General features: G+C 42.3%; 18 protein-coding genes and 2 pseudogenes. 7 read left to right on the top strand and 13 right to left on the bottom strand.

Going from position 1 to position 26,100, the window contains the following annotated elements; all coding sequences use genetic code 11:
- Positions 1-53 precede the first annotated feature (53 nt).
- Positions 54-473 (bottom strand): annotated as a pseudogene (locus ABF638_RS26130) (hypothetical protein); the annotation flags it as partial.
- On the opposite strand from ABF638_RS26130, the gene ABF638_RS26125 reads away from it, so the two are divergent.
- The gene (locus tag ABF638_RS26125; RefSeq protein ID WP_435025816.1) at positions 366-1,226 is read left to right on the top strand and encodes a hypothetical protein; all 861 of its coding nucleotides are present in this window, start codon (positions 366-368) and stop codon (positions 1,224-1,226) included. The pseudogene ABF638_RS26130 and the gene ABF638_RS26125 sit on opposite strands and share 108 nt — an antisense overlap.
- 738 nt (positions 1,227-1,964) lie before the next feature.
- Positions 1,965-4,991: a DUF4394 domain-containing protein gene (locus ABF638_RS26120; protein ID WP_435025815.1), complete on the top strand. Its 3,027-nt coding sequence runs from the start codon at positions 1,965-1,967 to the stop codon at positions 4,989-4,991.
- Between the two features lie 430 nt (positions 4,992-5,421).
- On the opposite strand, the gene ABF638_RS26115 is transcribed toward ABF638_RS26120, so the two are convergent.
- The 8 genes and pseudogenes from ABF638_RS26115 to ABF638_RS26080 all read right to left on the bottom strand — a co-directional run bounded on the left by ABF638_RS26115 (position 5,422) and on the right by ABF638_RS26080 (position 18,168).
- The gene (locus ABF638_RS26115) at positions 5,422-6,384 is read right to left on the bottom strand and encodes an endonuclease/exonuclease/phosphatase family protein (protein ID WP_435025814.1); all 963 of its coding nucleotides are present in this window, start codon (positions 6,382-6,384) and stop codon (positions 5,422-5,424) included.
- Positions 6,385-6,731: 347 nt separating this feature from the next.
- Positions 6,732-7,352 carry a DUF1877 family protein gene (locus ABF638_RS26110; protein ID WP_435025813.1) on the bottom strand — a complete coding sequence of 207 codons (621 nt, stop codon included), beginning with the start codon at positions 7,350-7,352 and terminating at the stop codon, positions 6,732-6,734.
- 168 nt (positions 7,353-7,520) lie between these two features.
- A pseudogene (locus tag ABF638_RS26105) lies at positions 7,521-7,625 on the bottom strand (cupin domain-containing protein); the annotation flags it as partial.
- Positions 7,626-7,681: 56 nt separating this feature from the next.
- Positions 7,682-8,236: a nuclear transport factor 2 family protein gene (locus ABF638_RS26100; RefSeq protein ID WP_435025812.1), complete on the bottom strand. Its 555-nt coding sequence runs from the start codon at positions 8,234-8,236 to the stop codon at positions 7,682-7,684.
- 19 nt (positions 8,237-8,255) lie between these two features.
- On the bottom strand, positions 8,256-12,467 hold the full coding sequence (locus ABF638_RS26095) for a DEAD/DEAH box helicase (RefSeq protein ID WP_435025811.1): 4,212 nt from the start codon (positions 12,465-12,467) through the stop codon (positions 8,256-8,258).
- A 128-nt stretch (positions 12,468-12,595) separates the two neighbouring features.
- A complete protein-coding gene (locus ABF638_RS26090) occupies positions 12,596-13,684 on the bottom strand; it encodes an SWIM zinc finger domain-containing protein (RefSeq protein WP_435025810.1) in 1,089 nt (362 codons plus the stop codon).
- Positions 13,678-14,163, bottom strand: coding sequence for a hypothetical protein (locus tag ABF638_RS26085; protein ID WP_435025809.1), 486 nt, complete (start codon positions 14,161-14,163; stop codon positions 13,678-13,680). Before ABF638_RS26085 ends, ABF638_RS26090 begins: the two co-directional genes overlap by 7 nt.
- Positions 14,164-14,253: 90 nt before the next feature.
- Positions 14,254-18,168, bottom strand: a complete 3,915-nt coding sequence (locus tag ABF638_RS26080) for a beta strand repeat-containing protein (protein ID WP_435025808.1) — start codon at positions 18,166-18,168, stop codon at positions 14,254-14,256.
- 954 nt (positions 18,169-19,122) lie between these two features.
- On the opposite strand from ABF638_RS26080, the gene ABF638_RS26075 reads away from it, so the two are divergent.
- Positions 19,123-19,371, top strand: coding sequence for a hypothetical protein (locus ABF638_RS26075; RefSeq protein WP_435025807.1), 249 nt, complete (start codon positions 19,123-19,125; stop codon positions 19,369-19,371).
- 89 nt (positions 19,372-19,460) lie between these two features.
- On the opposite strand, the gene ABF638_RS26070 is transcribed toward ABF638_RS26075, so the two are convergent.
- On the bottom strand, positions 19,461-20,045 hold the full coding sequence (locus ABF638_RS26070; protein WP_435025806.1) for a PEP-CTERM sorting domain-containing protein: 585 nt from the start codon (positions 20,043-20,045) through the stop codon (positions 19,461-19,463).
- 89 nt (positions 20,046-20,134) lie between these two features.
- Here ABF638_RS26070 and ABF638_RS26065 point away from each other — a divergent pair, with 89 nt between their 5' ends.
- A complete protein-coding gene (locus ABF638_RS26065) occupies positions 20,135-20,317 on the top strand; it encodes a hypothetical protein (protein WP_435025805.1) in 183 nt (60 codons plus the stop codon).
- Positions 20,318-20,485: 168 nt separating this feature from the next.
- Here ABF638_RS26065 and ABF638_RS26060 read toward each other — a convergent pair whose 3' ends face one another.
- A complete protein-coding gene (locus ABF638_RS26060; RefSeq protein WP_435025804.1) occupies positions 20,486-20,878 on the bottom strand; it encodes a hypothetical protein in 393 nt (130 codons plus the stop codon).
- Between the two features lie 85 nt (positions 20,879-20,963).
- Between ABF638_RS26060 and ABF638_RS26055 the strand changes: the two genes are divergently transcribed.
- On the top strand, positions 20,964-21,470 hold the full coding sequence (locus ABF638_RS26055) for a DUF1993 domain-containing protein (RefSeq protein ID WP_435025803.1): 507 nt from the start codon (positions 20,964-20,966) through the stop codon (positions 21,468-21,470).
- Positions 21,471-21,688: 218 nt separating this feature from the next.
- On the opposite strand, the gene ABF638_RS26050 is transcribed toward ABF638_RS26055, so the two are convergent.
- A complete protein-coding gene (locus tag ABF638_RS26050; protein ID WP_435025802.1) occupies positions 21,689-23,119 on the bottom strand; it encodes an alpha-amylase family glycosyl hydrolase in 1,431 nt (476 codons plus the stop codon).
- Positions 23,120-23,594: 475 nt separating this feature from the next.
- Between ABF638_RS26050 and ABF638_RS26045 the strand changes: the two genes are divergently transcribed.
- The gene (locus ABF638_RS26045; RefSeq protein WP_435025801.1) at positions 23,595-24,356 is read left to right on the top strand and encodes a DUF6748 domain-containing protein; all 762 of its coding nucleotides are present in this window, start codon (positions 23,595-23,597) and stop codon (positions 24,354-24,356) included.
- Between the two features lie 236 nt (positions 24,357-24,592).
- On the top strand, positions 24,593-24,976 hold the full coding sequence (locus ABF638_RS26040) for a hypothetical protein (RefSeq protein WP_435025800.1): 384 nt from the start codon (positions 24,593-24,595) through the stop codon (positions 24,974-24,976).
- Positions 24,977-25,240: 264 nt separating this feature from the next.
- On the opposite strand, the gene ABF638_RS26035 is transcribed toward ABF638_RS26040, so the two are convergent.
- Positions 25,241-26,100 (bottom strand): glutathione S-transferase family protein (locus ABF638_RS26035; RefSeq protein WP_435025798.1); only part of this gene is annotated, 860 nt, incomplete at its 5' end.

Raw genomic sequence — 26,100 nt, 5'->3', positions numbered from 1 at the left:
ATCCTAGATCATATTGTATATTGATTTGTGTAATTAATTTTGTTTGATTACTTACCCCAACAGCCACCTTTGCCTCTCAGTTCGGGATTGTCCTTAGCAAGAATTTGGCAGACTTCGCCAATTTGGTATGTGTTTGGTACTTTCGTCCTTTCCATGATGCGCTGCACCACATCTTTGACAATTCTGGCTGGCGGCACTTTTCCCCCTGCCTGCTCCACCGCTTGCCGCCATACTTCTTGCTGTTGCGATGGTTCTAGCTTAGTCAGTGGTCGAACTTGGCGTTCGGTTGTAGGCAAAATTTGGGAACCATTGGTTCCCATTATTATGTTGTCAACTACATTTGAAGCAGCTATTAAATAATTTACATGGCGGTGAGTATACGCAAACCGAGAACGGCAATATTCCTCAAACGTCTTGTGGGTCGAGCGGTACAATCTGCGATCGCGCAAGCTGATGAACTTTCCCAGACTGAACTGAAAAAACTGCAAGATAAACGGGCGAAAACGAAAACCGAACGACACCAGCAGCGTAAAGCCGAATTGTCGCGTCGCTACGAAATTGGCGTAACCCCTGATTTGGTTGAGAAGGATGACGACGGCTGGTATCCCCAACTGCGGATGCACTATTATTTGACGCTGGGGCGAGAGTTTGTGACCAACCGTGATACCAAACGGGCAGCATCGCAGTTCGAAGCTGGGGAGAATTCGATTTGGAAACCAGATTTTAACAAGGGGCAGCTATTGCCTGCTGTGTTGTTACTCGAAAATTTGAATCTATTGCAGTTTCTTACACCAGACGTTCAGTTGCGGGGGTCTGACGAGAAAATGTTGGAGTTTAAGGCACTGGCTGTAACGCATCGGCACGTTATCAAAAATTACTTGAATGTCAGTATCTCAGAAAAACTTACCCCGATTGCAATCGCACAGAAATTACTTGCCAAGATTGATTTGAAACTCGATTACGTCGGTCGGTTGGGTAAGCGTGAAAATCGGGAGTGTGTTTATCGGTTTGTTGCCCCTGATGACGAGCGTGATTCGATTTTCCGCCAGTGGTTAAATCGGGATGAAGCATTTTCTTGTGAGTTGGTGTCAGTCAGTAATAATATAGTTTTATCGACACCAGTGATTGACACAACCTCCCGAATATTAGAAGAGGTACTTACTGGAACGCATACCTGGGGTAGTGGCAGGTCTGGGTTAACTTTACGGACGGGTGTAAGTCTGTGATCTGTGATTGGCTAGAAGCAGTGTCGGTCATTCACAAAGCTCACGCTTATTAATCGCAGAGATTGGCAAGAAGCGCAATATCGGAACCCACAGCGAATAGCCCCTTGTAGGCATCGCTCAAAAGTTGCCCTTGAAAGGCCGATTTTTAGATGGACTATGTGGGATGGATTTACAGAAAAACTGGAAGTGGGTTTATAACTGCCTGTCTCTGATAGAGTTTGTCTAATCACGGACGAAGAAATGACTGTTTCTATCGCTTTGAATATTAATTGGGGGTATCTAACGTTGGCGTGATTAACGAGAAATCTTTTAGCTGCACCACTTTTTCTCATGGCGTACCGCCCGCCATAGGCGATCGCACTTCTTGGAGAAGAATTATCACTTTACCCTGCTTTTGTCCTTAACCGAGAAGTATTGCCTAAGCACCCCGATGACTAAAAAGAAGCAGTAGTGCTTCTTTTTCAGTAACTTTACTGAAAAAATAAATTGAATTTTCATTTTTTATCGTAGTTTTACTGAGTACATTGGCACTTATAGTTCTTACCCTTAAGTAAATCCTGTAGAGAAATAGTTCACCAGACTGTTTAGCTCTGGGTAACACATACCTAAATCTAAAAACACTTGGACTTCTATTCAAGGAATGCCAACGGCAATCGAGATGGATTTTTATCAAATCCTCAGCCCACACAGCTACAGTCCAAGTTTATTCAAAAAATTATTAAGTAAAGAAATTAAAACATGACAACAGCATACGTTCTCAGTAATAACACTCTGATCTCGTTTGATACTTCTAACCCCGATAATCTTAACGCTAATATCCCTATTACTGGACTGGCGACAGGGCAGAATTTAGTAGGTATTGACTTCCGTCCCCAAAACGGCAAACTCTACGGAATCGCTAGCGATGGTATGGGCAATGCCCAGCTTTATGCCATTAGTATCCAAACTGGGTTAGCTGTTGCTATTGGGACATTAGGGCAACTTGTTGATAGTGTCGGCAACCCTGTTGCAATTACAGGTTCCGACTTGGGAATAGATTTCAATCCAACAGTCGATCGCCTCCGCATTGTTACCTCCAATGGACTCAACTTTCGCGTTAATCCCAATACTGGGGCGGCGATCGATGGTAACTTATCCATAATGGGTGTGAATCCTGATGGTTCAATCAATGGTGGTACCACTACAGTCAATGCCACTGCCTATACAAACAGCGCTCCCAACGTTACAACGACCACACAATACACACTGGATTCAGTCAGTAATACACTATTCATTCAGAATCCACCCAATAATGGCACCCAGATATCGCCACTGGTAGTCACCCTTAATGGCACTCCTCTAGACTTTACTAGTGTTAATGGCTTTGATATCCCATCTGGTGTCAATGTTTCAGTATCAAATACTCCAGCCACTGGACAGGCATTTGCGGTTCTCACGGTCGGTAGTATCACCGGACTTTATGGAATTGAACTTTCTACAGGTGTTGCCACACTGATCGGAACAGTGGGTACAGGCACAGATGCAGTTCAAGGGTTTGCACTCCAAAACGAAATGGCTTCTGGTGGCGTACCTCTGATTGGATTGACTGCCGATGGGACTCAACTCCTTCGGTTCAATAGTGCCAGTTCTGCAACAGTAGCAACCGCCACAATTACTGGTGTAACGCCAGGTGATATCCTAGTAGGCATTGACCTACGTCCAGCTACTGGGCAGTTATATGCACTGGGAATTAACGATACAAATAACACAGGCACTCTGTACCTGATTGACCCTCAAACTGCAACAGCAACAATTGTCGGTGGTTCAGCAGGGCAAATTGCCCTTGTTGATGTTATGGGTAATCCTGTTGATCTACCCCCTGCTAACACTGGTTTTGGTTTTGACTTTAATCCAACGGTTGATCGTATCCGTGTCGTCACAAATAGTGGTTTGAATTTCCGCCTCAATCCAATTACAGGTCTCGCTGTTGATGGAAATACTGGAGCAACAGGTATTAACTCAGATGGTGCAATTAATGGACTTCCTGTCGGTTCTACAGGGATTTCTGCCACTGCCTATACAAACAGCTTCAATGGAACCACTTTTACAACTCAATACACGCTAGATCCAACTAGCAACAGCCTGTTTATTCAGAACCCGCCTAACAATGGCACCCAAATAGTTCAATTGTCAGTTACGCTTAACGGTGCTGCACTAGACTTTACTGAAGTTGGCGGTTTCGATATTCCGTCAAATGTACGAGTTACTGCATCAAATGCAGCAGCTTCAGGACGGGGGGTAGCAGCATTGAACGTTGGAGGTTTGACTAATCTATATACGATTGAACTAAGCACAGGGGCTGCTACACTGCTCGGTCCCATTGGTTTAGGTACAAGTTTAGCTGGTTTGACAGTTGCAGAATCTCCTACTGGCACAGTGGCATTTGGCAACCCTACCTATACTGTTGCTGAGAATGGCACAGCGATCGCGCTCGATTTAGTTCGCACAGGTGGTTCGAGTGGTTCTTTCACAGTAGATTTGGCTGCTACAGGTGGAACAGCAACTGCTGGTTCTGATTATAATGGCGCACCTGTAACTGTAACTTTTGCTGATGGTCAGACTACTGCCACTGCCACCTTAAATATTACTGATGACAGCCTGCTTGAAGGTAATGAGACAGTTACACTGTCCTTAAAAAATGCCACAAACGGAGCTGTTTTAGCAGCACAGGATACTGCTATCTTGAACATTACTGACAATGATAGTGTTGGCACGATCGCGCCTAACTTTGCTGCTAACGGTAGTGCCATTATCTCTATTGCTAGCAACTTTCAAAGCCTTGTGCAGTTTTCGTTATCCAGTCGAAAGAATACCGTTGTCAACGAGATCGTTGCTTTCACCGTTGATGACGATTTAGGTAATATCAATGGCGTTGCCCCTAATGCCACAGGCTATCTTGAAGCTGCGATCGCTCGTTCTCGTACCATCTTCTCTACACTCAGTAACAATCCTAATGGCTTTGGCGGTGAACTATCAAGTATTTTAGATTTTGGGTCAAATGCACGCTTCTCCACTTTATTGATTCAAAACGGTAGCCTTGATGAATTACGAGCCAGAAAGATTTCTGCTAACAGCGTCTTTTTGAGTAGCCAGACTTCGGTGCGTATTTCTAGTGCTACTGCCAGTAATTTCACCTTTGGCTTTGAAGATAGTCCAAACAGTGGTAACAATGACTTTAATGATATAGTGCTGGAAGTTAAGACAGTTAGCCAGAGTGCCTCAGCAGGATCAGCTTTGCAAGGGCAGAGTGAGGTGCTAGATTTGCGCTCTCTGACAGGACAAGTTAGTACTTCATTTACCGTCAACCGTGAAGCAGCTTTCGACAATTTTGTTGGATTTTACCGCGTAGTAGACCAGAATGGTGGAATTGATACCAATGGTGATGGTACGGCAGACATTCTGCCGGGCGGAACAGGTTACTCTCAAGCAGCGGTAAATAATCGCATAACAGGAATTGACTTAAGTGTAAAAAACCAACAAACAGCAACCGTGTCAGGACAGTTTGCAGGTGGCTCTATTTTTGCTCCTTTCTTAATTGCAAATGCTTCAGTGAACGAGGTTGTCAATGGTCAAAAGTTGGATCAGGTATATTTCGCCTACCTTGGAGGAAATTCCGATCAAGCCGATCATATTCGCCTCCTCGGTAACAATACATTTGGCTTTGAGGATTTACGGGGTGGTGGAGATAAAGACTTCAACGATCTCATTGTGCGTGTCACTATTTAAGCCGATCAAAACAAGTTCATTAAACCCTGGAGGCGGCATTTCATGAGCATCACCCAAGGCAAAATAACGAATATCGCTCAGGGGGTCGTATCTACTGCTGAAAAGCTTGATATCACTCCATTGTGGCAACCCAAGTAAAAATCTAAGTTCTCAATTTTCTTACTTTGAGCTTTTTAAGAGCATTTTTAGCCTTTGCTTGTGGCTGGCGATGGCTCAAAAGAAGAGATGGGCAACTTTGGGCAAGAGTGGTGAGTGTCACGGCGTGATGCTGGAGTTGGAGAATGTGGAGATAACGAATTTGCTCAACTGGTGACAGATGCGCCGCATTACCATATATTGATTCAAGTTCGGAAAAAAAACAAAAGAATACTATCCTAATGATAATTTGGATTTCCTCCTCGAAAAAGTTTTTTCTGCCTAATGACCATTTTTAAATGACTAAATCGCTTAATAGCATCCGATGGTCTGAATTTCCACCTTTAATAGTTTTACAATCTACAACTTTGATATCATTACTAACAAAAATATGATCTATTGGCAGCTTAAGTACGCCTATAATCAAGGCTGGTAAATGAACATGCGTTGCCGATTCAACCCATGAAGGTTCTATCCCAAAGCCCAATTTTGTATTGTGTAGACCCGTTTTTTCAACTAGCCTTTTATAGTATGGCGACCAAGGAGTTAGGTTTAAGTCACCTGCAAATATTAGTCTTTTATCCTTTTGAGTTTGCAAGTACTGAGTTACTTCAGCTAATGCGGTGTTACGTTTCGCAAAAAGATCAGGTTTGATCGGTACTATTGGGTGGGCTGCTACCAAAGTAATATTTTTATTACTAATTTTTACAGATGTGCTTAAAATCGTTCCTGCACTTAGTGCCTTTCCTTGAGGATTTACCAACCCAAAACGGCTAAAAACAGCCAAACCACCACCAGAAGTCCGGTAACTAAACGGGAAAGTATTTTGCAGGTGCGCGGTTAGTTCTTTCATTGCGGGCGAGCTGATCTCGATTAATACAGCTATGTCAGGCTTTTGCTGTTCAACGAAATTAGCCACATATCTCAACTGAGTATTTTGAGTGTTGATGTTAAATTCTAGAACTCTTATAGATTCACCTCGCCCTTGGTGGCTATTAGGCAAATACCAAGGTAATATCCAAACGCTATTAAACGCTAGCAAAGCAAGAGCAAAAAACAGTGTGCCCTGCCAACGAATTCTAGCGAACCAAGCACACAAAGTCCCGATAGTGATGAGTAAAGAGACTAAAAAGTAATAAACTCTGCCGTGACTTAATAACTCGAAAGGATACTGCCAAAGGAAACCAACACCTATTGAAAGAAGGGCAGTAATCCCTAGTAGAAGGTTCAATAAAATTTGGCTATAAGACTTTAACATCTAATACTGATATTTACATACAAAAGTACTTAGCTAGATATACAGTACTTGCAAAGCTTATTACTGAAAATATACTAATTTTTGGTCAAACTATGACATTAAAGGAGTATGTTGCTCAACCGGAGCGCGGACTTTTGGTGCAAGAGTGTTTTTTATCGAAACAGAATAGTGCGTCAGTCGCTTCTCATCGAAGCTGGTACAGTATCGTTCATGCTGTTTTGATGAATACCTGTTTAAGTTGACTGGGTGGAAGAAGCTCCTGAATGCTCGGCTGTACTTCTCGGTATTAGAGAACGACCAAAAACAAGCTGCAAAAATTAGTTAGTAGTCATACTCACCCAAGCGTATCAGTCGGTGACTACAAGAACAGCCTCTGAATGATCTACCACATCTTCGTAGAATCGCTTGAGTGCCGTGAAGTCCCTGACGATCGATTCAAATGCCTCGTCAGTATCCCTCGTCTGGTGCCACTTGTAAAGGTGTGCATCGTACATAAGTACCGGAGCGTACTTAGACTTGATATCTTCTTTAGTAATTCCACTAAGCCAAATGTGAATCAACTTGCATTTGTCGGCAGGAGTCCAACGGATGGGGAATCCTTGTGTGCTTCGTGCAGAAGGTAACACGTTTGATTGGCCCGTGATTGCAGTGACAGCCAACGATTCCTCCTCTTCGGAGAGAGCGCATTTCATCAGCAACCATTTTATCCAATCGAATCGCCTAGAAAGATCACAGTATCGATTCTCAATTCCGGGGTGCGTTTCGACGAGTTCCTCAAGGGCATCGACAAACTGTTTATATTCAGCCTCACCATAAGGAAATTTGTTGACCCGACTGTGCTGTTCGCGGCGCAGGCTAAAATAGCTCCTTACAAACGAAAGATATTCGGCATCAATGTCACTGTTAACGACGTTTTCGAGTAAGGTGCATTTCGAGGGGAGCGCGTTCAGTTGGAGTTCCCAGCCCATGTGTCCATCCTCTGCCAATCCTGTCAAACTATTTATTATAGTCAAAAAAATTAGTGGGGATGTGTTGATAGTAGGGAGTGAGCGCCACGGTTTAACTCGCGGGAGCAAATCATCAAAATCAGCAAACAATAGTATCTGCTGCTGAAAACCTTGATATCACTCCAGTTTGTCAAAGACGATCGCTAATCTATTGGTATCGTGAGAGCTAATCCGAAAAGCTTGATAGTCCTGGGGAGACTTGGCAAGGGGAATTACACACCGATTTGCGTTCATAGTTTGGTCGTTGCTAATGAGCAAGTCGGAAATTGGAAGTAGGATGGTCGCCAGTGTTACTTTGGTAGGCTTTGAACTGGCTCCATGTACAGCCGCGCCCATGCGATCGTGTTTTCTCTTAGTCCAACAACGACAACGCCTCGCATATTGAATTCTGTGCTGTTTATATGTTTTCCTTGCCAATGCCACTCCGACCAACCCATGTCACCAGCGATCGTATGGGCAACTAATTTTGCTTGGAGGTCGGGAACTTGAGCAAAGATACCAGTCCAGTTCTTTCGCACCTGTTCTGCGCCAGTGACGTTTCGCTTCGGGTGTACTGGCTGTTCACCCACAAAGTCATTAGCAAAGCAGTTCACGAACGCATCAATGTCATGAGCATTAATCGCAGCTTCCATCTGAATTAGAACCGAGGGATTGCTTCCTTCAGAAGTAATATTCATCTCCATATCGTTAAATCTCCATTCTTCAGAAGTGTACTTAAGGGCTGCTGTTGCCTCAATCTCAACTAATGTTTCTGGGGAGGCGAGTGAGGCAACACCGATGCCAGAAAGCGCGGGGCGTGAGTCTGCCAGAAATTGTGCGAGAATTGGTGCAATATAATCAGTCAAAAAAGCCTTGGTAAATGCCTTAACCTTCGCTAATCAACTGTAACAATACTTCCGTCGAAATCTTGCCACTGATATCAGCACCTTCCAAGAGGCTGTCTGCCAAATCTCGCTTGTGCTGATGCAATTGCACAATCTTTTCTTCAATAGTATCCTTTGCTACTAGACGATAAATAGTAACTGGGCGTTGTTGCCCAATGCGATGGGCGCGGTCTGAGGCTTGGTCTTCCACTGCGGGATTCCACCAAGGATCTGTATGGATGACATAATCAGCCGCAGTTAGATTAAGTCCTGTCCCCCCTGCTTTGAGACTAATCAGAAAGACATCCCCTGAACCAGCTTGGAACGCATCGACCCGTTTTTTGCGCTCTGCCACTGAAGTACTGCCATCTAGATATTGATAATTAATACCTTGCTGTTCCAGGTAATCGCGGATGATGTGCAAATGATCAACAAACTGACTAAACACTAACGCCTTATGACGATTTTCCAGCAGTTCACCCAGCACTTCACCAAAAAGTTGCAACTTGGAACTGGATAATTCCGTATCAGGCATAACCAAACTAGGATTACAGCAAGCGCGACGCAGTTTCATAATCTCAGCTAAAACCTGCAAATGTTTCTTTCCTGCTTCTGCATCACTTTCGGTCAGTTTAGATATGGCTTGACGGCGCAACGCTTCATAGAACGCCTTTTCCTCTCGACTTAACTCTACATGAAGGAGAATTTCGGTACGAGATGGCAACTCTTCTAGTACTTGATTTTTTGTCCGCCGCAATAGAAATGGTTGAATAAGTTTTTTGAGTTTATTACGTGCAAGTTTATCTTGATATTTTTCAATGGGGGTAGCAAAGCGTTGATTGAAGCTTTCAAAAGAACCCAATAACCCAGGATTAATAAAGCGGAATAAATTCCACAACTCACCCAGGTGATTTTCAATGGGAGTCCCAGTAGTCAGCAACTTAAAATTAGATTTTAGGTTCATGGCTGCCTGAGAACGCTTAGTGGTCATATTTTTAATCGCTTGGGCTTCATCTAGGACAATAGTTTGCCACTGTATCTGAGCAAGCATTTGTGCTACTTCTTCCTGCTGTAATAAACCATAACTGCATACCAACATATCTAAAGGTTGTAAACCATCCAATAATTTTTGGCGGTTAGCACCAGAAAATTGAATAATATTGAGAGTTGGGGCAAACTTCTGCGCTTCACTCACCCAATTCATACATACAGAAGTGGGGGCAATAATTAGGGTTGGCCCTTCATGGGCATTTCTGAGAATGACTGCCAATGCTTGCAAGGTCTTACCGAGTCCCATTTGGTCTGCTAAACAAGCACCCACACCCCAATGTGCTAGCCGCGCCAGCCAACAAAAGCCTTCCATCTGGTAGTCACGTAGTTCTGCTTGAAGGGTAGATGGCAGTTCCGGCTGGAGGTTTTGCACCTCCTTGAGACGCTGGATATGTGTTTTCCAGTGTTTATCTGCTTTTACCTTACCTACTTCATCGACAAAATCTTCTAACCCTAATGTTGCCAATGGGTGAAAACGAATACCTTTACTATGTTTTTCCGAAAACATCCGTAATTCGTCGAGGCGTTTCCGAAAAGCTTGAGTTAAAGCCAAAAATTGACCATCACCAAGGGGGATAAATCGGCTGGGGGTTTTCTCTAATAGTTCTAGTAGTTGCTGCATATCTAGCACTAGGTCGTTATTCAATTTCAACTCCCCTGTGGCTGCAAACCAATCTTGCTGACGTTGAATTGATAAATTAAAGTCTTTCAAGTCGGCATTGTGGCTAACACGCAGTTTTTCTCCTTGTGGCCATTCTATGACTACGTTATTTCCTAGTTCTTGCAGTTCTAGCAGCAGTTCTAAACAGTCTTCTGGATGTTCTATTATCCATTCACCATCTTGTTCTTCAGTTTGAGTCAAGGTGGCGCAGGCGGCTACAGCGTCTTTGGCAAGTTGCTTCTCTTCAGACAGATTTCGTCGGGTTTGGAGACGTTTACCCTCAATCTCGGCAATTACAGTTTCACCACCTGTACCAGGACGGTAGTAGGGGCCACCTTGGGCAAAGGGGCGCGACAAAAGGCTGATTTTCAAGCCGGCATTGGCAGGTAAAAGGTGAATATGGGGTAGAGTCTGGGCGGGTACTTCTTCTGCACCTTCAGAACCGCCACCAATGTCAGAATGTACGGTGACGATGCCAGAGACGGCATTAATGGCTGCTAAAACTTGTTTCTCTGCGATCGCAGGTACATTTAATTTATTATCTATACCAATAATCTCCGCAATGCGTCTGTGTTCGGCAGTAATTTCAATGACTCTGATGCGGGTTGGAGTTTCTTTGATATGCAGAATATTTTGTGATTCTGGTAATTTGGGAGAAAATTCCAAGGTGAGACGATCTTGTTTCCCTTTTTTAACCAGTAGTTCTGGTTCTCCCTTAACAATTTCTACACGGATAGTAGGTGTATCTTCCCAAAAAACCAAAGGGTGTCCAATTAAAGCAGAGATGGCTTTTTCACCGAAGGTATAATCAACTTTGCCGTAATAGCCTTCACTATATACCTCAATACAACTACATACCCGCATATCTTGGGGTGTGATGTAATCAAACTCAGATAATGCACTGCTTAGACGCTTGAGGGCTATGGGGCGACCTTTACTCCATTCTCCTTTGGCATTAACTTTTTGTTCCTTTGGTTGTAAGACACATCTACTGGGATAGAAGGTTATGAACCATGCTAAACGCAGTTCGGATTCTGGTTTTCCTGGTGTTTGTGGTTCTTTTTGAAGATTTGCCAGGGCATTAAGGCACATTTCCCAAGCTTCTTGGGGTCGAATTAAATCTACGATGGTTTGGATATTGCTATCTTCTCGCAGTGCCTCTGCAAGTTTATTATAGTTACTACTTGGTTTGAGTCGGGATAGGAGTTCTGCGGTTTCCATTGCCAACCAGTGATAACCGGAGGCGAGCGATCGCCGATACAATGGTTCTAGTAAATTAGGTAAGCGTTTTTTAGCACTCTCAGCATCCATCCAGTAAAGGCATAGCGAACAAAACAATGTTTGTAAGCTATTTTCTTCTTCTACGGAAGAAATATGACCACTGACTACAAATTGTTTTTGAGTAATATCACCTTGGTGGACTTGCAGTAACATTTTCAGTCTGCCATAAGTGAACCTGAGCCAATGATCTGATTGACGGGACATCAAACTGCTATATTCTTCTGCTTCTTTGAGGCTTTGCGCTGAACCATCTTTTAAAAGTGCGAGGATGAAAAATAAGCCCCCAATTGTATTGAAATATATTTGGCGTTTGCCTGTAGCCTTTTTAATGGCTTTCAGGGCATCTTTATAATATTTGATGGCTTGTTCATTATCATCCCGCAGAAAACTTAACCAACCCCAAAAGATAGCAGCGTTATTTTGATATTCATTTGATATCCGCTCCAGACTTTCTTGTGCTTCTTGAATACAATTCTGTAACAACAGTTGTTCTGTCAAAATCAGGTGCAGATAATCTGAGCAATGTTTTCCAGGTGTAGAGCATTCTTCTTCTAGCAGCATCAACGCATCTTCAGAAGCAGATAATTTTAAGGCTGAATTGAAGAGGATACTGGATATACCACTTTCATATAATCCTTGTGGTAGGGTGTTAAACCAATCTGCATCAAATGGATTATTGTATATCTGCTCAAAGATATTTTCTATTATTATTTTTTCTTCGCTATCACTGTACTTCTGATAAGCTTCAATTTGCTGATTAATAAAACTAAGGTCTTGACGATAAATACCAATGCGGATTTCTCTGATACACTGGCGTAAGTTGTAGAATATCCGAGAATCTCTGTTCCAGTGAGTACGTATTGGTAGCTTCTCCTCTACTGCTGTGACGAGGATTTCAAACTGTCCGGTTTGTACAGCATGGCGAGTAGCTATTTCTGTGAGTAAAGGATGACATTCAGCACCTTGCCTGCTTTCCTGTATTAACAAGCCTGCTTTTAACAATTTATCAATTTGAAAACTGAGTGTTTTTGTAACCCAAGGTTTATTGTTTTCATCTAAAGCGTCAATTTTACTAAGACAACTTACAAATGTATTTTTGTCTATCGGTGCATAAATTACCGAAAATAATTGGATAATTTTTTGTGTGGAAGGATGTAATTTGAAGTATTTATCCGCAAGTTGTATTTGTAATTTTGTGGTATCAGTTGCTAAATTAATCATACTATTGGTCTGTTAAGTGAAGTTTGAAGGGTAAAGGAACGAATCACAGAGGCGCAGAGGGCACAGAGACAGAGAAAAAAGAGAAGTTTAAGAAGTGTCTCACCCGTCAAAGTTAGCTTGACAGACTACTATTTATTCAGTTCTTTAAATAATTCCATTAATTTACGTTTACGTCCATGAGCCGCTTCTAGTTGTGAGCGATAAGCAGACCATTCAGCTTTTTGTCTAAGTTGGAGATACGCAGCTTTTGCTTTTTTAAGCCAATTAACCGCAGCGTCATAACGGTCAGCTTTTCCTTGTTCCATAATTGGTTCTGCCCGTCTGCGAGCGTTATCAATTACCCAATCTGGACGATGGAAAACTGCTGCATCCATGACTCGATGAACCAATTCTGAAGCATAATAAATATCTCTTTCTACTGTTCTAATTGCATCATCAATTAATCCTTCATGGAGGAAAATACCAACTTGAGCTTCTTTTATTCCCCAATCTGGCTGATCTCGTAGTGTTTGCAGTAAATCTTGTTTGAGCGTCAACCAAGTTTCTCCTGCATAGTCTTGAATCTTACCATAGTATCGAAACGATGGTCTGATTTTAAAAGCAATGATGCTGGCAGTTAAGGCAGTGGCATTATCTTCTAATCCTTGGGCTAAATCACTTGTCCAAGTAGCAAATTCATATAAACAGTTACCTGTTAAATTTATACCTGCTTGGCATATTTCTAACGCTTCAACTAAATACCCATCTTCCCGCAATATTTTTGCTAGGGCAAAACCCTCTTCTGCTCTTTCCATCAGGATTTTAGCCGCAGACATGGCTTCTTCTACTCTTCCCAAAACGGCTAATTGCGTTAGGTATTGCAGAGTCATTTCTTCTACTAAAGCTAGATTTAAATACTCTGTATAACGATTTTGACGTTCAAGAATTTGCAAGCGAATCAATGCTAAATCATCAGCAAAGCTTGGTCGTTCATTTTCCCAAAGTTCTGCGGTATCATCTCCTTGCATAATTTGTTGCAGTGGTTCATAATCCCAACCTTGACGCAATGCTTCTAAACTCATACTAAAGTCTGCACTGATTTCGTCTTGCCATGATTCCAACATCAACTGCAAATCTACTATTTCTCCTGTAGACATTTCTGCACACAAAATTGCTTCTGTCCACGCGCTGTCAAGAGGTTCGGCGATGGAATAACTGTCTCCACCATAATCTAGCAACTCGTCCCATTCTTGGGCATAAGTTTCGGTAATAGTTTCGAGAATTGCGATGGCGCGGAGCGCCCGCTGGAAGCGATCGCATTATTGCCATCTCCATTTTCTGCCAACTCCCGCGCTTTCTCAATTACAGCCAGCAAATCATCTGTAAATGGGTCTTCTTCTGAACCATACTCTAATTCTTTCAATCCATCCCGCAAAATCCGCTTGACATGAGAGCAAAAAGGTGATATTTCAATTTTGCTTTGACGGGTAGAAGGCTGTTTTGTTTTTGGTTTTGGCAAGTCTATCAAACTGACAAACTCATCAATATCATCAATATCATCAATTAGTTCTGGTCTATTTTCTACCAATTCTTGCAGTAATCGCTGAGTTTGAAGACGATCGAGGCGATTTAATAATTGTTCTAGTGTTGGACGTTCTTCAATCCTATCTGATTGACGCGAACAGCTTAATGTTGCTCTCCGTGATCGCTTATCCATTATGACTTGCATTCAGTAATGGAATACGAGATGCTAAAAATAGCACCTCACAAACCGTACCGGTTGATGACAACAGAGCGCCAATTTCGATTAACCAACAACAAAATTGTTGTTGTTTAATGACAATCCACTCAAAAGTTGGGCAAATTTTACCTGACTAAACCCAGATGCACTACCATCTTGGTCAAAGTACAGTCCACCTGTAATAAAGTCATAGATAAATCGTTGAGCGCTGGTCGTTGCAGATGTTCCAATGGTAAACTGAGCATCTGAGAGTGAACCTATTGATAATCCGCCAGCAAAAGAAAAAGCTGATATCTGAATCAAGTCATTAGTGGCGTTGAAGTCATAAAGATCGTCAACACCTTCATTGTAATTATAGAAGACAAAGGTATCAGTCCCATTCCCTCCAATTAGGCTGTCATTACCCTTTCCACCTGTCAGGGTATCATTGCCGTTACTCCCCACAATCAAGTCATTGTAGTCTGTACCTGAGATATTTAATCTTTCGATATTGTTGTAATTAATTAGATACGTATCTGCCGTAACCGATCCAGTGTTAGTAGTAGCATTAAAAGTCGAAGCGATCCCTTTTGTAGTACCATTGTGATATACGGACAATAAATCGTTCCCATTACCCCCATTTACCGTTTGAGTCGCTAGTTCAGAAGGGACATCACCTGAGGATGCGATACCTAAAAAGAAGGAATCATTGCCATCACCCCCAGAAAAGAGGTTATTACCTTTTGTACTGATAGCAGACAAGGTATCGTCACCAGCGCCACCGTTGAGGGTGTTATTAACTATGGAAAGAGTAGGGTTGCTCTCAGAGATGTCAAGATAATCATTGCCATCGCCCCCAGAGAGCAGATTATTGCCTGTTGAACGGCTAGCAGACAAGCTATCGTTACCTGCACCTCCTTGTAAGGTGTTATTACCTGTGGAGCGAGAATCTTCGGAGTAGTCAAAGGAAGAGTCGGAGTAGTAGCCGCCAGAGATGTTCAGATAATCATTGCCATCGCCCCCAGAGAGCAGATTATCGCCTCTTGAACCGCTACCATTCAAGGTATCGTTACCTGCACTTCCTTCTAGGGTGTTATTACCTGTGGAGCGAGAGTCGGAGGCATCGCTAGATCTGTTAATGTAGCTGCCAGAGATGTCAAGATAATCATTACCATCACCCCCAGAGAGCAGATTATCGCCTGTTGAAGCGCCAGCACTCAAGCGATCGTCACCGACACCTCCTTGTAGGGTGTTATTACCTATTGAACCGCTAACATTCAATATATCGTCACCGGCATCTCCGTCAAGGATATTATTACCTGCACCGCCAATCAGAGAATCATTGCCTGCACCGCCAATCAGAGAATCATTGCCTGCACCACCTCTAATGATGTCATTACCACTCAATCCGTCGATGATATCATTACCCCCTTGACCATTGATGACATCATTAGAGTTGTCAAAACCTGTAATATTGTTATTGAGGTCATTTAGGAAAGTAACAGTGTTCTTATTGAACAGGTTCGTTTGAGTGGAATTTGCATCAAACACATCAAAACTGTCAGTGACACTAGTTTCTCCATAAAAGAGGATATTGCCAATAGCAGGTCGTGAAGAAGTTACTGAAAAATTATCCAGGTTTTCTAATTTGAAATTTTGCAGAATGACTTTGCTATTAGCGAGATTTTCAAAAGTGATTTCTAAGTTGTTGCCATTTTGAGTTAATTGCAGATTTTGAGCAGTGAATCCATTACTTGTAAATTGCAAGGTGTCTAAAGAGGCAATCACTGTTGCTGAGGGATTTGAGCCTTTACCCACACCACCGAAATCGGTAATAGTATCAGTATCTTTGTTGTAGGAAATGTCGCTGTTGTAAACAAATAGATCATTACCAGCGCCACCAGTTAAAGTATCATTACCAACGCCCCCAGAAAGCGTATCTTTGCCACTGTTCCCCACAATTCGGTCATTGTAACTTGTACCTAAGACATTTAATCGTTCGATATTCTTGTAATTAACCTGATTCGTACCCGACCTAATTGAGCCAGTGTTAGTAGTGGCATTGTAAGTTGTTGCGATCGCCGCACTACCTTTGTAATTGACGGACAATACATCGTCACCCTCACCCCCATCGATGGTATCATTGCCACCATTGCCCGTGGAGAGCGTATCGTTTCCACTGTTCCCCACAATGTTGTCATTGTAGTCTGTACCTAAGATATTTAATCGTTCGATATTCTTGTAACTAACCTGATTCGTACCCGCTTTAATTGAGCCAATGCTAGTAGTAGGATTGAATGTCGTTGTAATTGCCCCAGCACTACCGTTGTAATTGACGGACAACACATCGTCACCCTCACCCCCATCGATGGTATCATTGCCACCATAGCCCGTGGAGAGCGTATCGTTTCCACTGTTCCCCACAATGTTGTCATTGTAGTCTGTACCTGAGATATTTAATCGTTCGATATCTTTGTAATTAACCCGGGCGCCAACCGTAATTGAGCCAATGTTAGTAGTTGGATTGAATGTCGTTGTAATCCCTCCTGTAGCAGCGCCGTAATCACTGTAATTAATGGACAACAAATCGTCACCCTTACCCCCATCTACCGTTTGATTCTCTAATTTTAGATAGAAGGAATCATTACCATCGTCCCCAAAGAGGAAGTTATTTCCTGTTGAATCCTCAACCCTCAAGGTATCGTCACCAGCACCACCGTTGAGAGTATTATTGCCTGAAGACAAGAATCTATCATCGTAGTAAGTGGGAATACCAGAGATATCAAGATAATCATTGCCATCGCCCCCAAAGAGTAAGTTATTACCAGATGTTGCCCCAGCATTCAAGGTATCGCTACCAGCGCCACCGTTGAGGGTGTTATTCCCTGCTGAGATAAAATTAGGGTCTCCTCTATAAGTTGCAATTCCAGAGGTGGAGAGAGAATCATTGCCATCGCCCCCAAAGAGTAAGTTATTGCCTGATGGAGACTGAGCATTCAGGGTATCGTCGCCAGCGCCTCCTTCTAGGGTGTTATTACCTGAGGAGGGGTAATAGATGTTAGGATTTACACTGCTATAAACGTTAGAGGTGGAGAGAGAATCATTGCCATCGCCCCCAAAGAGTAAGTTATTGCCAGATGTTGCCCCAGCATTCAAGGTATCGTTACCAACGCCACCCTTGAGGGTGTTATCGCCTATTGAAAATTCAACATTTAAGTAATCATTACCAGTATCACCAACGAGGGAGTCATTCCCTGTGGAGGAGTCATTGCCCGTACCGCCAACAAGAGAATCATTACCAGTACCACCAATGAGGGTATCATTCCCTGCGCCGCCTCTCAAAAGGTCATTCCCACTCAAGCCGTCAATGATGTCATCGCCCCCCTGACCATTGATGACATCATCTGAGTTGTTAAAGCCGCTAACATTATTGTTGAGGTCGTTAAGAAATGTGACTGTGTTTTTGTCGAAGATAGTACTTTGGGTCGAGTTGGCATTGAAGACATCAAAGCTATCCGTGATGCTAATTTGGCCCGAAAACAGTATATTTCCTAAGTCTACAGTGGCTCCTGTCGATTTGTTGAGGTTTTCCAGGTTTTCCAAAGCAAAGTTTTGCAGGATAACTGGGGCACCAAAAACCCTTGTTGTATAAGCATCCCCTTCAAAGTTGATTTCCAGATTGTTGCCTTTCTGGGTCAACAGCAAATTTCGGGCAGTGGAACCATCGCCCTGGAATTCTAGGGTGTCCACTTCGGCAATGACTGATGCTGTCGGGTTTTTCCCTTTACCTACGCCACCAAAATCGGTGATGATAGCAGTCGTATTGCTGTAGCCGTAGTAGTAAACGAATTTATCATTGCCACCTCCACCAGTTAAGGTGTCGTTCCCACCGTAAGAATCAATATATATAGTATCGTTGCCTGCTTTACCGTCAATCGTATCTGGTTGATCAGAACTACCCTGTAGGGTATCGTTACCGTTGGTTCCAATGATGTTTGCCATAAATTTCTACCTACCCTGCGTTAATCGATTTTTTCAGTAATTTCATTTCTTAAGCCCTTGCTTGTGTGGGTTAACCACACAAACAACTCACCGAAATTTGACGTTTTCGGCATACTTTATCCCTCAACCTTAAGAATCAGTAATTTTGTCGACAATTCACCTATTAGCTGGCTTTTATGTCACACTTATTTAACTATTCTCTTACTATCTAAGTCTTAAGCACTGTACAAAATTATAAGCATTTGCATTCAGGATAATCGCTCATTTCAGGCTTTGTTAATCATGTTTATTCAGTAGAAATTATTAAACAATAATCAAAAAATCTGGCAATTAAATGCCTAAAACACAGCCTTAATATTTGTTTTTTGCCAGTGCCTAAGCCCTACTAGAAGAGAAAGATTTTTATGCCCTCCTTGTGGACTATTTTGTGTAAATGTCTAGCTTGAAAATAGAGCAATTTTGAATGACCTCAAAATAACTGCATAGTCAATATAGGACTCCTATTTGATTTATGAACAATCAAGCTGCCTAGAAGCTTGACATCCAAAGCTCGACTTCTCAGTATACTGAGCAAGACTCAAGTAGGATTCCTATATCTTACTTAAGTATCTATGCCTAAAAAGGCATCTTTGTATATTCTTCATATTCTTTGCCGAAAAATGTATATACAAATACTCAACTTTATATACTCTTCATCTTCTCTCGTTTCTAAGCAATGTTTTTTGAAACCAGTAGGCAACTGCTTGAAGAAGTAATAATACATACTTCCTTTTTTGATGTTGTGCTCGCTTGACTATATGCACGCTCCTGGAGCAACCATTCTACCGCGTGGTTAAATGCGTCATCGGTTAGGGCTTATAAAAAAGTAAAAAGAACCAAGTAAAAAGAAAGATGAAAGATTAATTATTTTTTGGGCAGTGGTTAAATCGGGATAAACTGTTTCTTTGTGAGTCGGTGTCAGTCACTAATAATAAAGATATACAGACACCACTCATTGACACATCACAATCAATCCCCCAAGCATTAAATGAAGTTGAGAGTCCTACAATCCAAGGGTTGCAGGGGCTGAAGCTGAAAATGCGGGAAGGAATCGACAGCGCTGGTCGGTTCTACAGCGAGCTAGTCTCCACAATAGGCGTTGCTGTCGGCGTTGCTGATGGGGAGCCTTACTGGAATGCATATCTGGAGCAGTTGCTCCTTTGAGTTAACTTTGCTTCGGGGTGTACCTCTGTGGTCTGTGATTGGCTCAAAGCAGTGTAGATCGATAAAGCTTTGGTAAAGAGTTCAGTAATTCATACTTCAGATTTCGTCTCATCAGCTTTTTTAGAGACAGCAATTGCACCAACTCCAAGCAATAGACCTAGTAGGGAAGTGGGTTCAGGTACTGATGTAGATGAAGAACTCAGGGTAATATTGGCAGCAGAATCTTGATAGATGTATGTTCCTGCCCGTCCCACTTCACCTGTCAAAGTAATTTCAGAGCTTGAAGTTTTTTCTAAGGTATATCTAGGAGCATCAAAAGCAATGCCAAAATCAACTACTAAATTCCAGTTTGACCTAGAATCAAGCTCAAAATCGACATTTGGGGATAAATCGCCGGAATTAAAGCTTGGCTGCAAATTCAGGTCTAGATTGTTGACGGATAGCTCCCAATCACTCAAAATCCCGTCTTCTGAGTAAACCACAAATCCCGAATATTCGCTCTCTTCTGGCAAAAAGTTCTCTAAAAAAGGGCTACTAGCATCAACTAAGGCAAAATCGCCCGAAAAATCTTGTCTAGTTAGAATAGCTCCCAACACGGGAGTAGTATAAAATACGCTTGCAACTACCAAACCAATCACGGCGACGCTAACTTTGGGGAGTCGAACTTGATTCATGGAAAGGATATGCTATCTAAAATTGTTGAAGGTATGCTATCACATCCATGGCAACTTAAGATACACTCAGTACACCAAAAAGTTCTGCGATGCCTGCGGTGTTCTCGAAGAATCGCTCAAGCCCAAAAATAGGCAATACTATTAAAGAATTACTCAATACCCTCACGAGTGATGAGCATTGCAGCGTGATGCTGGAGTTTGAGGATGTTTGCCCGGACAAATTTGCTCAACTGCTTGTCGATGCGCTGCAATGGATTGAATGGATGGCGTGATTTATTGGGAACAGATCGCGTCCCAAGCAAAAAGAACTAATTCTTATCCAGCATCCAGGGATTATTAACTATGGGGGCTGTCTTTGAGCCTCACTAAAATTCTAGTCGCACACCAACGTCAGATAGCATATCGAGAACTCGTATCGGTACATAGTGTAAACGTTCTATTCAGGCATTTTCTACCACGGTTCCTTGGTGATACACAATTTTCCAACCCTGCGGTGTCTGTCGCCAAATAGTTGAGCGTCGAGTAATGCGAGTACCCTGAATCAGAGTATAGGTTACAAGGTAGTTTTCGGCGGCAATCTCAAGGCAATGAAAGTCGCGAGTCTGCCATGTATCTTCCTCTGGGTTGGCATAACGCTTCTCCATCTCATCCAACACATACTCCCGACTGTAACGCCGACCCGACGCACCCACTTCCCAAAATGTGGCTTCCGTCATCTGCTCAAAGTCGGCACGTGTCGTCCCCAACTCTGGTCGATGAAAAATCGGTTCCCGTTGTATAAGTTCGTTCAAAACATTTAGTATCTTTGGATCTGTGACTAAATTAGGTTCCATATTCTTGACACAATATCACAGTCAATACCCCCTAATATTAGATGGGCGGCTCAAAGTCGTTTGAACTTTTTCTGGAGAAATCTCAATGACCATTTCAATGTACCAAGCTTTAATACCCGTGTCTATTCGCGCACTGAATAACCTTATAAACATTCTTGAAAAAGGTGCTGCTTATGCTGAAACTAAAAAAATAGATCCTTCTGTGTTTATTAATAGTCGTCTATCCCCAGATATGTTTCCATTATCAAAACAAGTGCAAATTGCCTCTGATATAGTCAATAGAGGTGCCGCACGGTTAGCAGGAATAGAACCACCTAAATTCGAGGACAATGAAACTACTTTTCCTCAACTTATTGACCGTATTCAAAAAACTATCTCTCATTTAAATACTTTTAAACCTGAGCAAATTGACGGTTCAGAAGAGAGAGAAATTACCCTACAGATGCGTAACAACACTCTCTCTTTTCAAGGAATGCCATTTCTCCTATATTTTGTTTTACCAAACCTTTATTTCCATGTCACAACAGCCTATGACATTCTTAGGCACTGCGGTGTAGAACTTGGTAAAGGAGACTTTCTTGGTCAGCCTTAATCAGAGCAATATCTAACGTCATTATTGCTATTCGGTATTGCATGAAATTCTCTACTCTCTTTGAGGGCGTTTGAAAAGTATGTTTGGTATCAGAAGTAGCGTAGCCAAGCCAGAGCAACGAAAAATTAGGATTCTTCCTTTTACTTTGTGACACTCAAAATAGCGAATCATACCTATCTTCAGCTTTTCAAACATCCTCTTAAAGATGGAGGAAGCGTCTACACTTGACATTTATTAAAAGGTTCTCGAATAAAATAGAGTGCATCGCGTTTTTGAACTTCCATACCGCCTCTATTCCAACTAACCCAACGAGTTATAAATTTTTTCCCCTGTTCGCGATGTTCAATAGCAACAGTAAAGTTATTACGGAGTTCCCGATAACATCCATCCAAATTCGTTAAGGTCAAATCCAGTACTGGGATATTAAATTTATTCTCCCCTTTATTGACAACAAAAAATCCTTCACTGCCTCGCTCCATTAGCAATACAGTCGGGCTATCAACGCCTGTTAAAATATTTTCTTTGATATTTTTTCTCTGATTTCCTCGTTGATGCATAATCTGGCGGAATTTTACACCATGTTTGATAAAAGAAGAATCTCTATTATCCCAGTTCAGTATTAAAGGAGTACCATTTTCTCTCGCCAGGACATACGCTGTTGCTAAAAAAGAATCAGAAGGATCGCTATAGGGGTTAATAGCATTGGAATTAATCTCGCGGATAGTATCGTGGTTTCTGCCAAAGGTAACGCCATGCAAATCGTTTATGCCTGTAGAAATTCGCAGCGAACGCAAATCCCCACCGAAGCTAAAGGCATTTTTAATTGAATTGTAGAGAGCAAAATCTGTGACAGCAGCAATCCAGTTATAATCTTCTGCATTGGTGTCTCTATCTGTAATTACCTCAACATAATTCCATGTTTTTGCCTGACTTTCTTGCTCCACATAGCTGATGTACTCTTTGACAACATCTGCTGGCAAATGCTTGGCAGCATCAAACCGAAATCCATCAATTCCTAAATTTAACAATTTTTTTAAATGAGCTTTTTGAATTCTTTTAACGTTATTGGTAAATCTCAGGTCAGGAAGTCCACCTAACCAACAATTAATTTCTGAATCTCTGTTGCCATCACTATAATTAATGCTACAAGATTTTTTACCTGGACGCTTTAAGTCTGAATTAAAATCACTTATCAAAAGGCCTGGAAATTTCGTTAAATCTTCAAACTCATCATTGCCATCTAAATTCGCCATGTGATTGAAAACAACATCCGCAATCACTTTGACATTACAACTGTGAGCTTGACTAATAAGCTTTTTTAAATTGAACAGTGAACCTCTACCTTCAATAATGCTGTAGTCTACAGGTTGATAGCGTGCCCACCATTCTGGAGCCGGATTAGATTTTTGACCTGGAGAAATTTGAATGTGAGAATATCCTTGCTTCCCTATTTTACATACAAACTTTTCAATATCACTGTACTGCTGATCAAATGCATGAAAAATTGCAGTGGGTTTTTCTGCTGCTAATGTCTTAATCGGGTAAATGCAAATTATTGTGCAGATTGCAACTGTACACATAAAGATAGTTTTCATCAAATACATTATTGTCAAACTATCTAGTGTTTTACTAGCTCCTCTTGCAGACATGATTCATTATCCTCAAACAATGATATTTGCACGCCTCATTTTAATGCTGTGTTTGGGATTTTTCATCCCCTAAGCCATTCAACCACAGAATGCGCTCAACATGGCGGTATCCTGTTGATATGTATATTTAGGTTGTACCGCGACCTCCGTTTGGTTATGCACAAACCAATACCCGTCGCATCAAAGAAAAGATTCTCCAGACAAATCAGATGACCGCTTTTTTAATTTGCATTAACCGCGAGACAGCGAAACATGTGACACAGAAGGACTTGCTCAGTTTTAAATTGAACTGTAAGAATTTTATTTCCTGACAGCTTATCTTCACTAGTTAACAACAGTTTCAGTCACTGATACACTAAAAAAGTAGCATGACAGTATAATAAGCAGTTATCCCACGTGTTTTACCTATATAGGATTTCAGTCGAGTGAGCTGCAACAAGATGTCTGAAAACCTTAAACAAAATTTAAAGATACCATGAGCAAAAAATCAATTTACTACAAATACCGCCTCATTCTCCTATTAGGTGCAATTTTAGCTAGCTTCGGATTTTCTCTGAAGATCCATGCTCAGGACATTTCTGCTCCAGACACTACTGATTCTTCAGCAATCAGTGTCAACAATCAAGACTTTCCCCAGTGGGGATATTACACGGTGCGGAGGGATTTTCGCAGATGTGCTTCTCCTAGATGCGGGGGATTTTTCATCAGGCAGAACAACCTAAAAACTACTCCCTGCGTCGATGGTGTCTTTCGCAATGAATGCTATGTGTCTTCAATTGATTGGAGTTCCCTGAAATTACCACTCGACAAACTGGCAAAAGTTCAAAATCAGGATGGTAGCCGTCTAATTCTCAGAGGTACTATAGTTCCAGTGGAATTTGGGGGAATTGGCCAGTTTGGGGAATTGAGAGTTGAAGAAGCTTTTATCGCTGCTACAGATGCTCATTTCAAAGGTACTTCTATTGCGCTTAAAAACAATGGCATTGTCTGTATCACCACCCCTTGTTTCTCTACAGATCAGTTTATTTTGAATAAGCCTCTGTTTTCTCAAGTTTCGTCAATCGATTTGAGCCAAACCCGTGCAACACCAGAACAAATTGAAGCGGCAAACAAAGAAATTTTCACTCTCGGTTTGATTGCTGTGGGTAGAACTAAGGTAGTAGACGACTTAGATCCGACCAAGAGAGATGTTAAGTTTGTGGCTACGCAATTTTATCTGAGAGTGAAACCAAATTAATAGTAGTCTCAGGCTGGAATGGCTGTTGATAGATGTTTTTCATTGCATGTAAGCAACACCAATTGGGCAGCAGGGTCTGCAAAGACGATTTGATAAAGAATTTTTAAGAAATTAACATTCTTCAGAAAAGGAAAGACGTAATGCGGAAGTAATCTTCAAATGGCTAGCATCTCTAATGTACTTCATCCATGTCGAAACCTAATTATTAGTATTTCAATTTTTTGGAGTAGAGGATAATGTTGAAATTCACCTGTTTAATGATTGTCGGGGCAGTATTGTCAATCAGTACACCCGTTGTGGCTGAAAGTCGTGCGGTTAATAGTCGTGCGGTTAATATCAGTATTGGCAGTATTGGTGGTTCCTTAGATAATGCTGCTTTGCGAACAATTCGCCAAGTTATCGGGTTTGCAGTCGGCACTAGTACCGTCGATAAATTCATTGTATATAGTCCTAGGACCGGTTCTATTCCCATCGAAGGAGGTTTATCTGCTTGTGCTGAAGCTGGCTTCGGCATAAGCAATACAAGATTTAATGCTTTTATCCAAGAATTGCGTTCAATTAATCCCAAACCAGGGACTTTCTACAATGTAGAACTTACCGCAACCTGCAAACCGAGATAATAATGTCGTTTGCACTCAAGCGTGGTAGGATGGGCTTCGTACCTCAGCCCTACCAAGTTCTTTCCCCTCTGCACCTCTGCACCTCTGACCTCAAGCTTGTGAGAAATGCGGGTTAAGTGATTGGCTATTGCCTCCATCCTGTCCGCCTTTGTGATCTGGCATTCCACTACTGCTTCCGCCGAGAGTTTACGGTCATAAACTGATGCCACTGCCCGTCATCGCCCAGTACATGAGATGTCATTTGCTAGGATGGCTGCGGTAATCCTACTTGATGGCAAAGTTAGACGGGTCTTGATCTCTTCGATGCTTAGTGGGAATGGGGGCTGGCTGCCCATCACCAACAAGGGCTGCGGTTTTCTCCAGGGATTCCCTCAATCGCTTGGCTGCGTAGATAGACATGTCTCGTGGTACATTAATGCGATCGCGCAAATATCGGAGAGCGACATCAGATCCCGATGGAGGTACACAGTCTTCACCTGTCATCATGTGTGTTAAAGCACAACGTAGCGCTTGATCAAACAATTTATCATCTAAGGGGTTGACTCGGATAATATTGATGCGGTGTTCGATAGTTCGTTTAAGAGCTTCCATGCGAGAATTTTCGGGTTCTGGATAAGTAACATCTGGTAGCCCAAACCAGGGGCCGTTATCCACCCGCGCTTTATTGAGAAGCATCTGGGTTTCGCCGTTTTCCCAACAGCCCCCCATCTGGGGCGGCAAATCATGTACGTGGGTGTGAAAGTCGCTCTGGGTACCGCAGTAGGTAGGTCGGCTTTCCATTGCGGCAAACCATGCGCTCAAGCGAGGGTTTTCCTCTCGTAGGGAGTAGCCCTTGTAGTAGTAAAGGCTCGCATTCATCCGTTCGACATAAGGCGTAAAAATGACATCGACGATGCCGAAGCCCGATAGAAAGTAAGGGCTTGGGGTGCGACCCAGAGCCGACTCGACCTGAGCCACCACTGAGATAAATTGTTCTCGGTTGCGTTGTTCTTGTTGAGAGGAACCTACTCTAGAACACAGCCAAGTGCACCAGGCTCTAAAGAAAAGTCGTTCTAATTGACGTAGAGGAAGCACCATGCGGTCTTCCATCCCTTGGCTCAATGGATCAAATACCTTTTCCAAAG

This window comes from Nostoc sp. CALU 1950, from assembly GCF_051172895.1.
GTDB classification, from domain to species: domain Bacteria; phylum Cyanobacteriota; class Cyanobacteriia; order Cyanobacteriales; family Nostocaceae; genus Nostoc; species Nostoc edaphicum_A.
The sequence above is the reverse complement of the archived record's forward strand: the minus strand, read 5'-3'. Positions and strand labels throughout refer to the sequence as shown.

Bases quoted from the DNA above. Each gene is read 5' to 3' on its own strand.
- ABF638_RS26085 (WP_435025809.1), bottom strand. From the start codon at position 14,163: ATGGATAAGCGATCACGGAGAGCAACATTAAGCTGTTCGCGTCAATCA.
- ABF638_RS26095 (WP_435025811.1), bottom strand. From the start codon at position 12,467: ATGATTAATTTAGCAACTGATACCACAAAATTACAAATACAACTTGCG.
- ABF638_RS26040 (WP_435025800.1), top strand. From the start codon at position 24,593: ATGTTGAAATTCACCTGTTTAATGATTGTCGGGGCAGTATTGTCAATC.
- ABF638_RS26045 (WP_435025801.1), top strand. From the start codon at position 23,595: ATGAGCAAAAAATCAATTTACTACAAATACCGCCTCATTCTCCTATTA.
- ABF638_RS26070 (WP_435025806.1), bottom strand. From the start codon at position 20,045: ATGAATCAAGTTCGACTCCCCAAAGTTAGCGTCGCCGTGATTGGTTTG.
- ABF638_RS26110 (WP_435025813.1), bottom strand. From the start codon at position 7,352: ATGGGCTGGGAACTCCAACTGAACGCGCTCCCCTCGAAATGCACCTTA.
- ABF638_RS26050 (WP_435025802.1), bottom strand. From the start codon at position 23,119: ATGTCTGCAAGAGGAGCTAGTAAAACACTAGATAGTTTGACAATAATG.
- ABF638_RS26055 (WP_435025803.1), top strand. From the start codon at position 20,964: ATGACCATTTCAATGTACCAAGCTTTAATACCCGTGTCTATTCGCGCA.
- ABF638_RS26125 (WP_435025816.1), top strand. From the start codon at position 366: ATGGCGGTGAGTATACGCAAACCGAGAACGGCAATATTCCTCAAACGT.
- ABF638_RS26065 (WP_435025805.1), top strand. From the start codon at position 20,135: ATGCCTGCGGTGTTCTCGAAGAATCGCTCAAGCCCAAAAATAGGCAAT.
- ABF638_RS26120 (WP_435025815.1), top strand. From the start codon at position 1,965: ATGACAACAGCATACGTTCTCAGTAATAACACTCTGATCTCGTTTGAT.
- ABF638_RS26080 (WP_435025808.1), bottom strand. From the start codon at position 18,168: ATGGCAAACATCATTGGAACCAACGGTAACGATACCCTACAGGGTAGT.
- ABF638_RS26115 (WP_435025814.1), bottom strand. From the start codon at position 6,384: ATGTTAAAGTCTTATAGCCAAATTTTATTGAACCTTCTACTAGGGATT.
- ABF638_RS26060 (WP_435025804.1), bottom strand. From the start codon at position 20,878: ATGGAACCTAATTTAGTCACAGATCCAAAGATACTAAATGTTTTGAAC.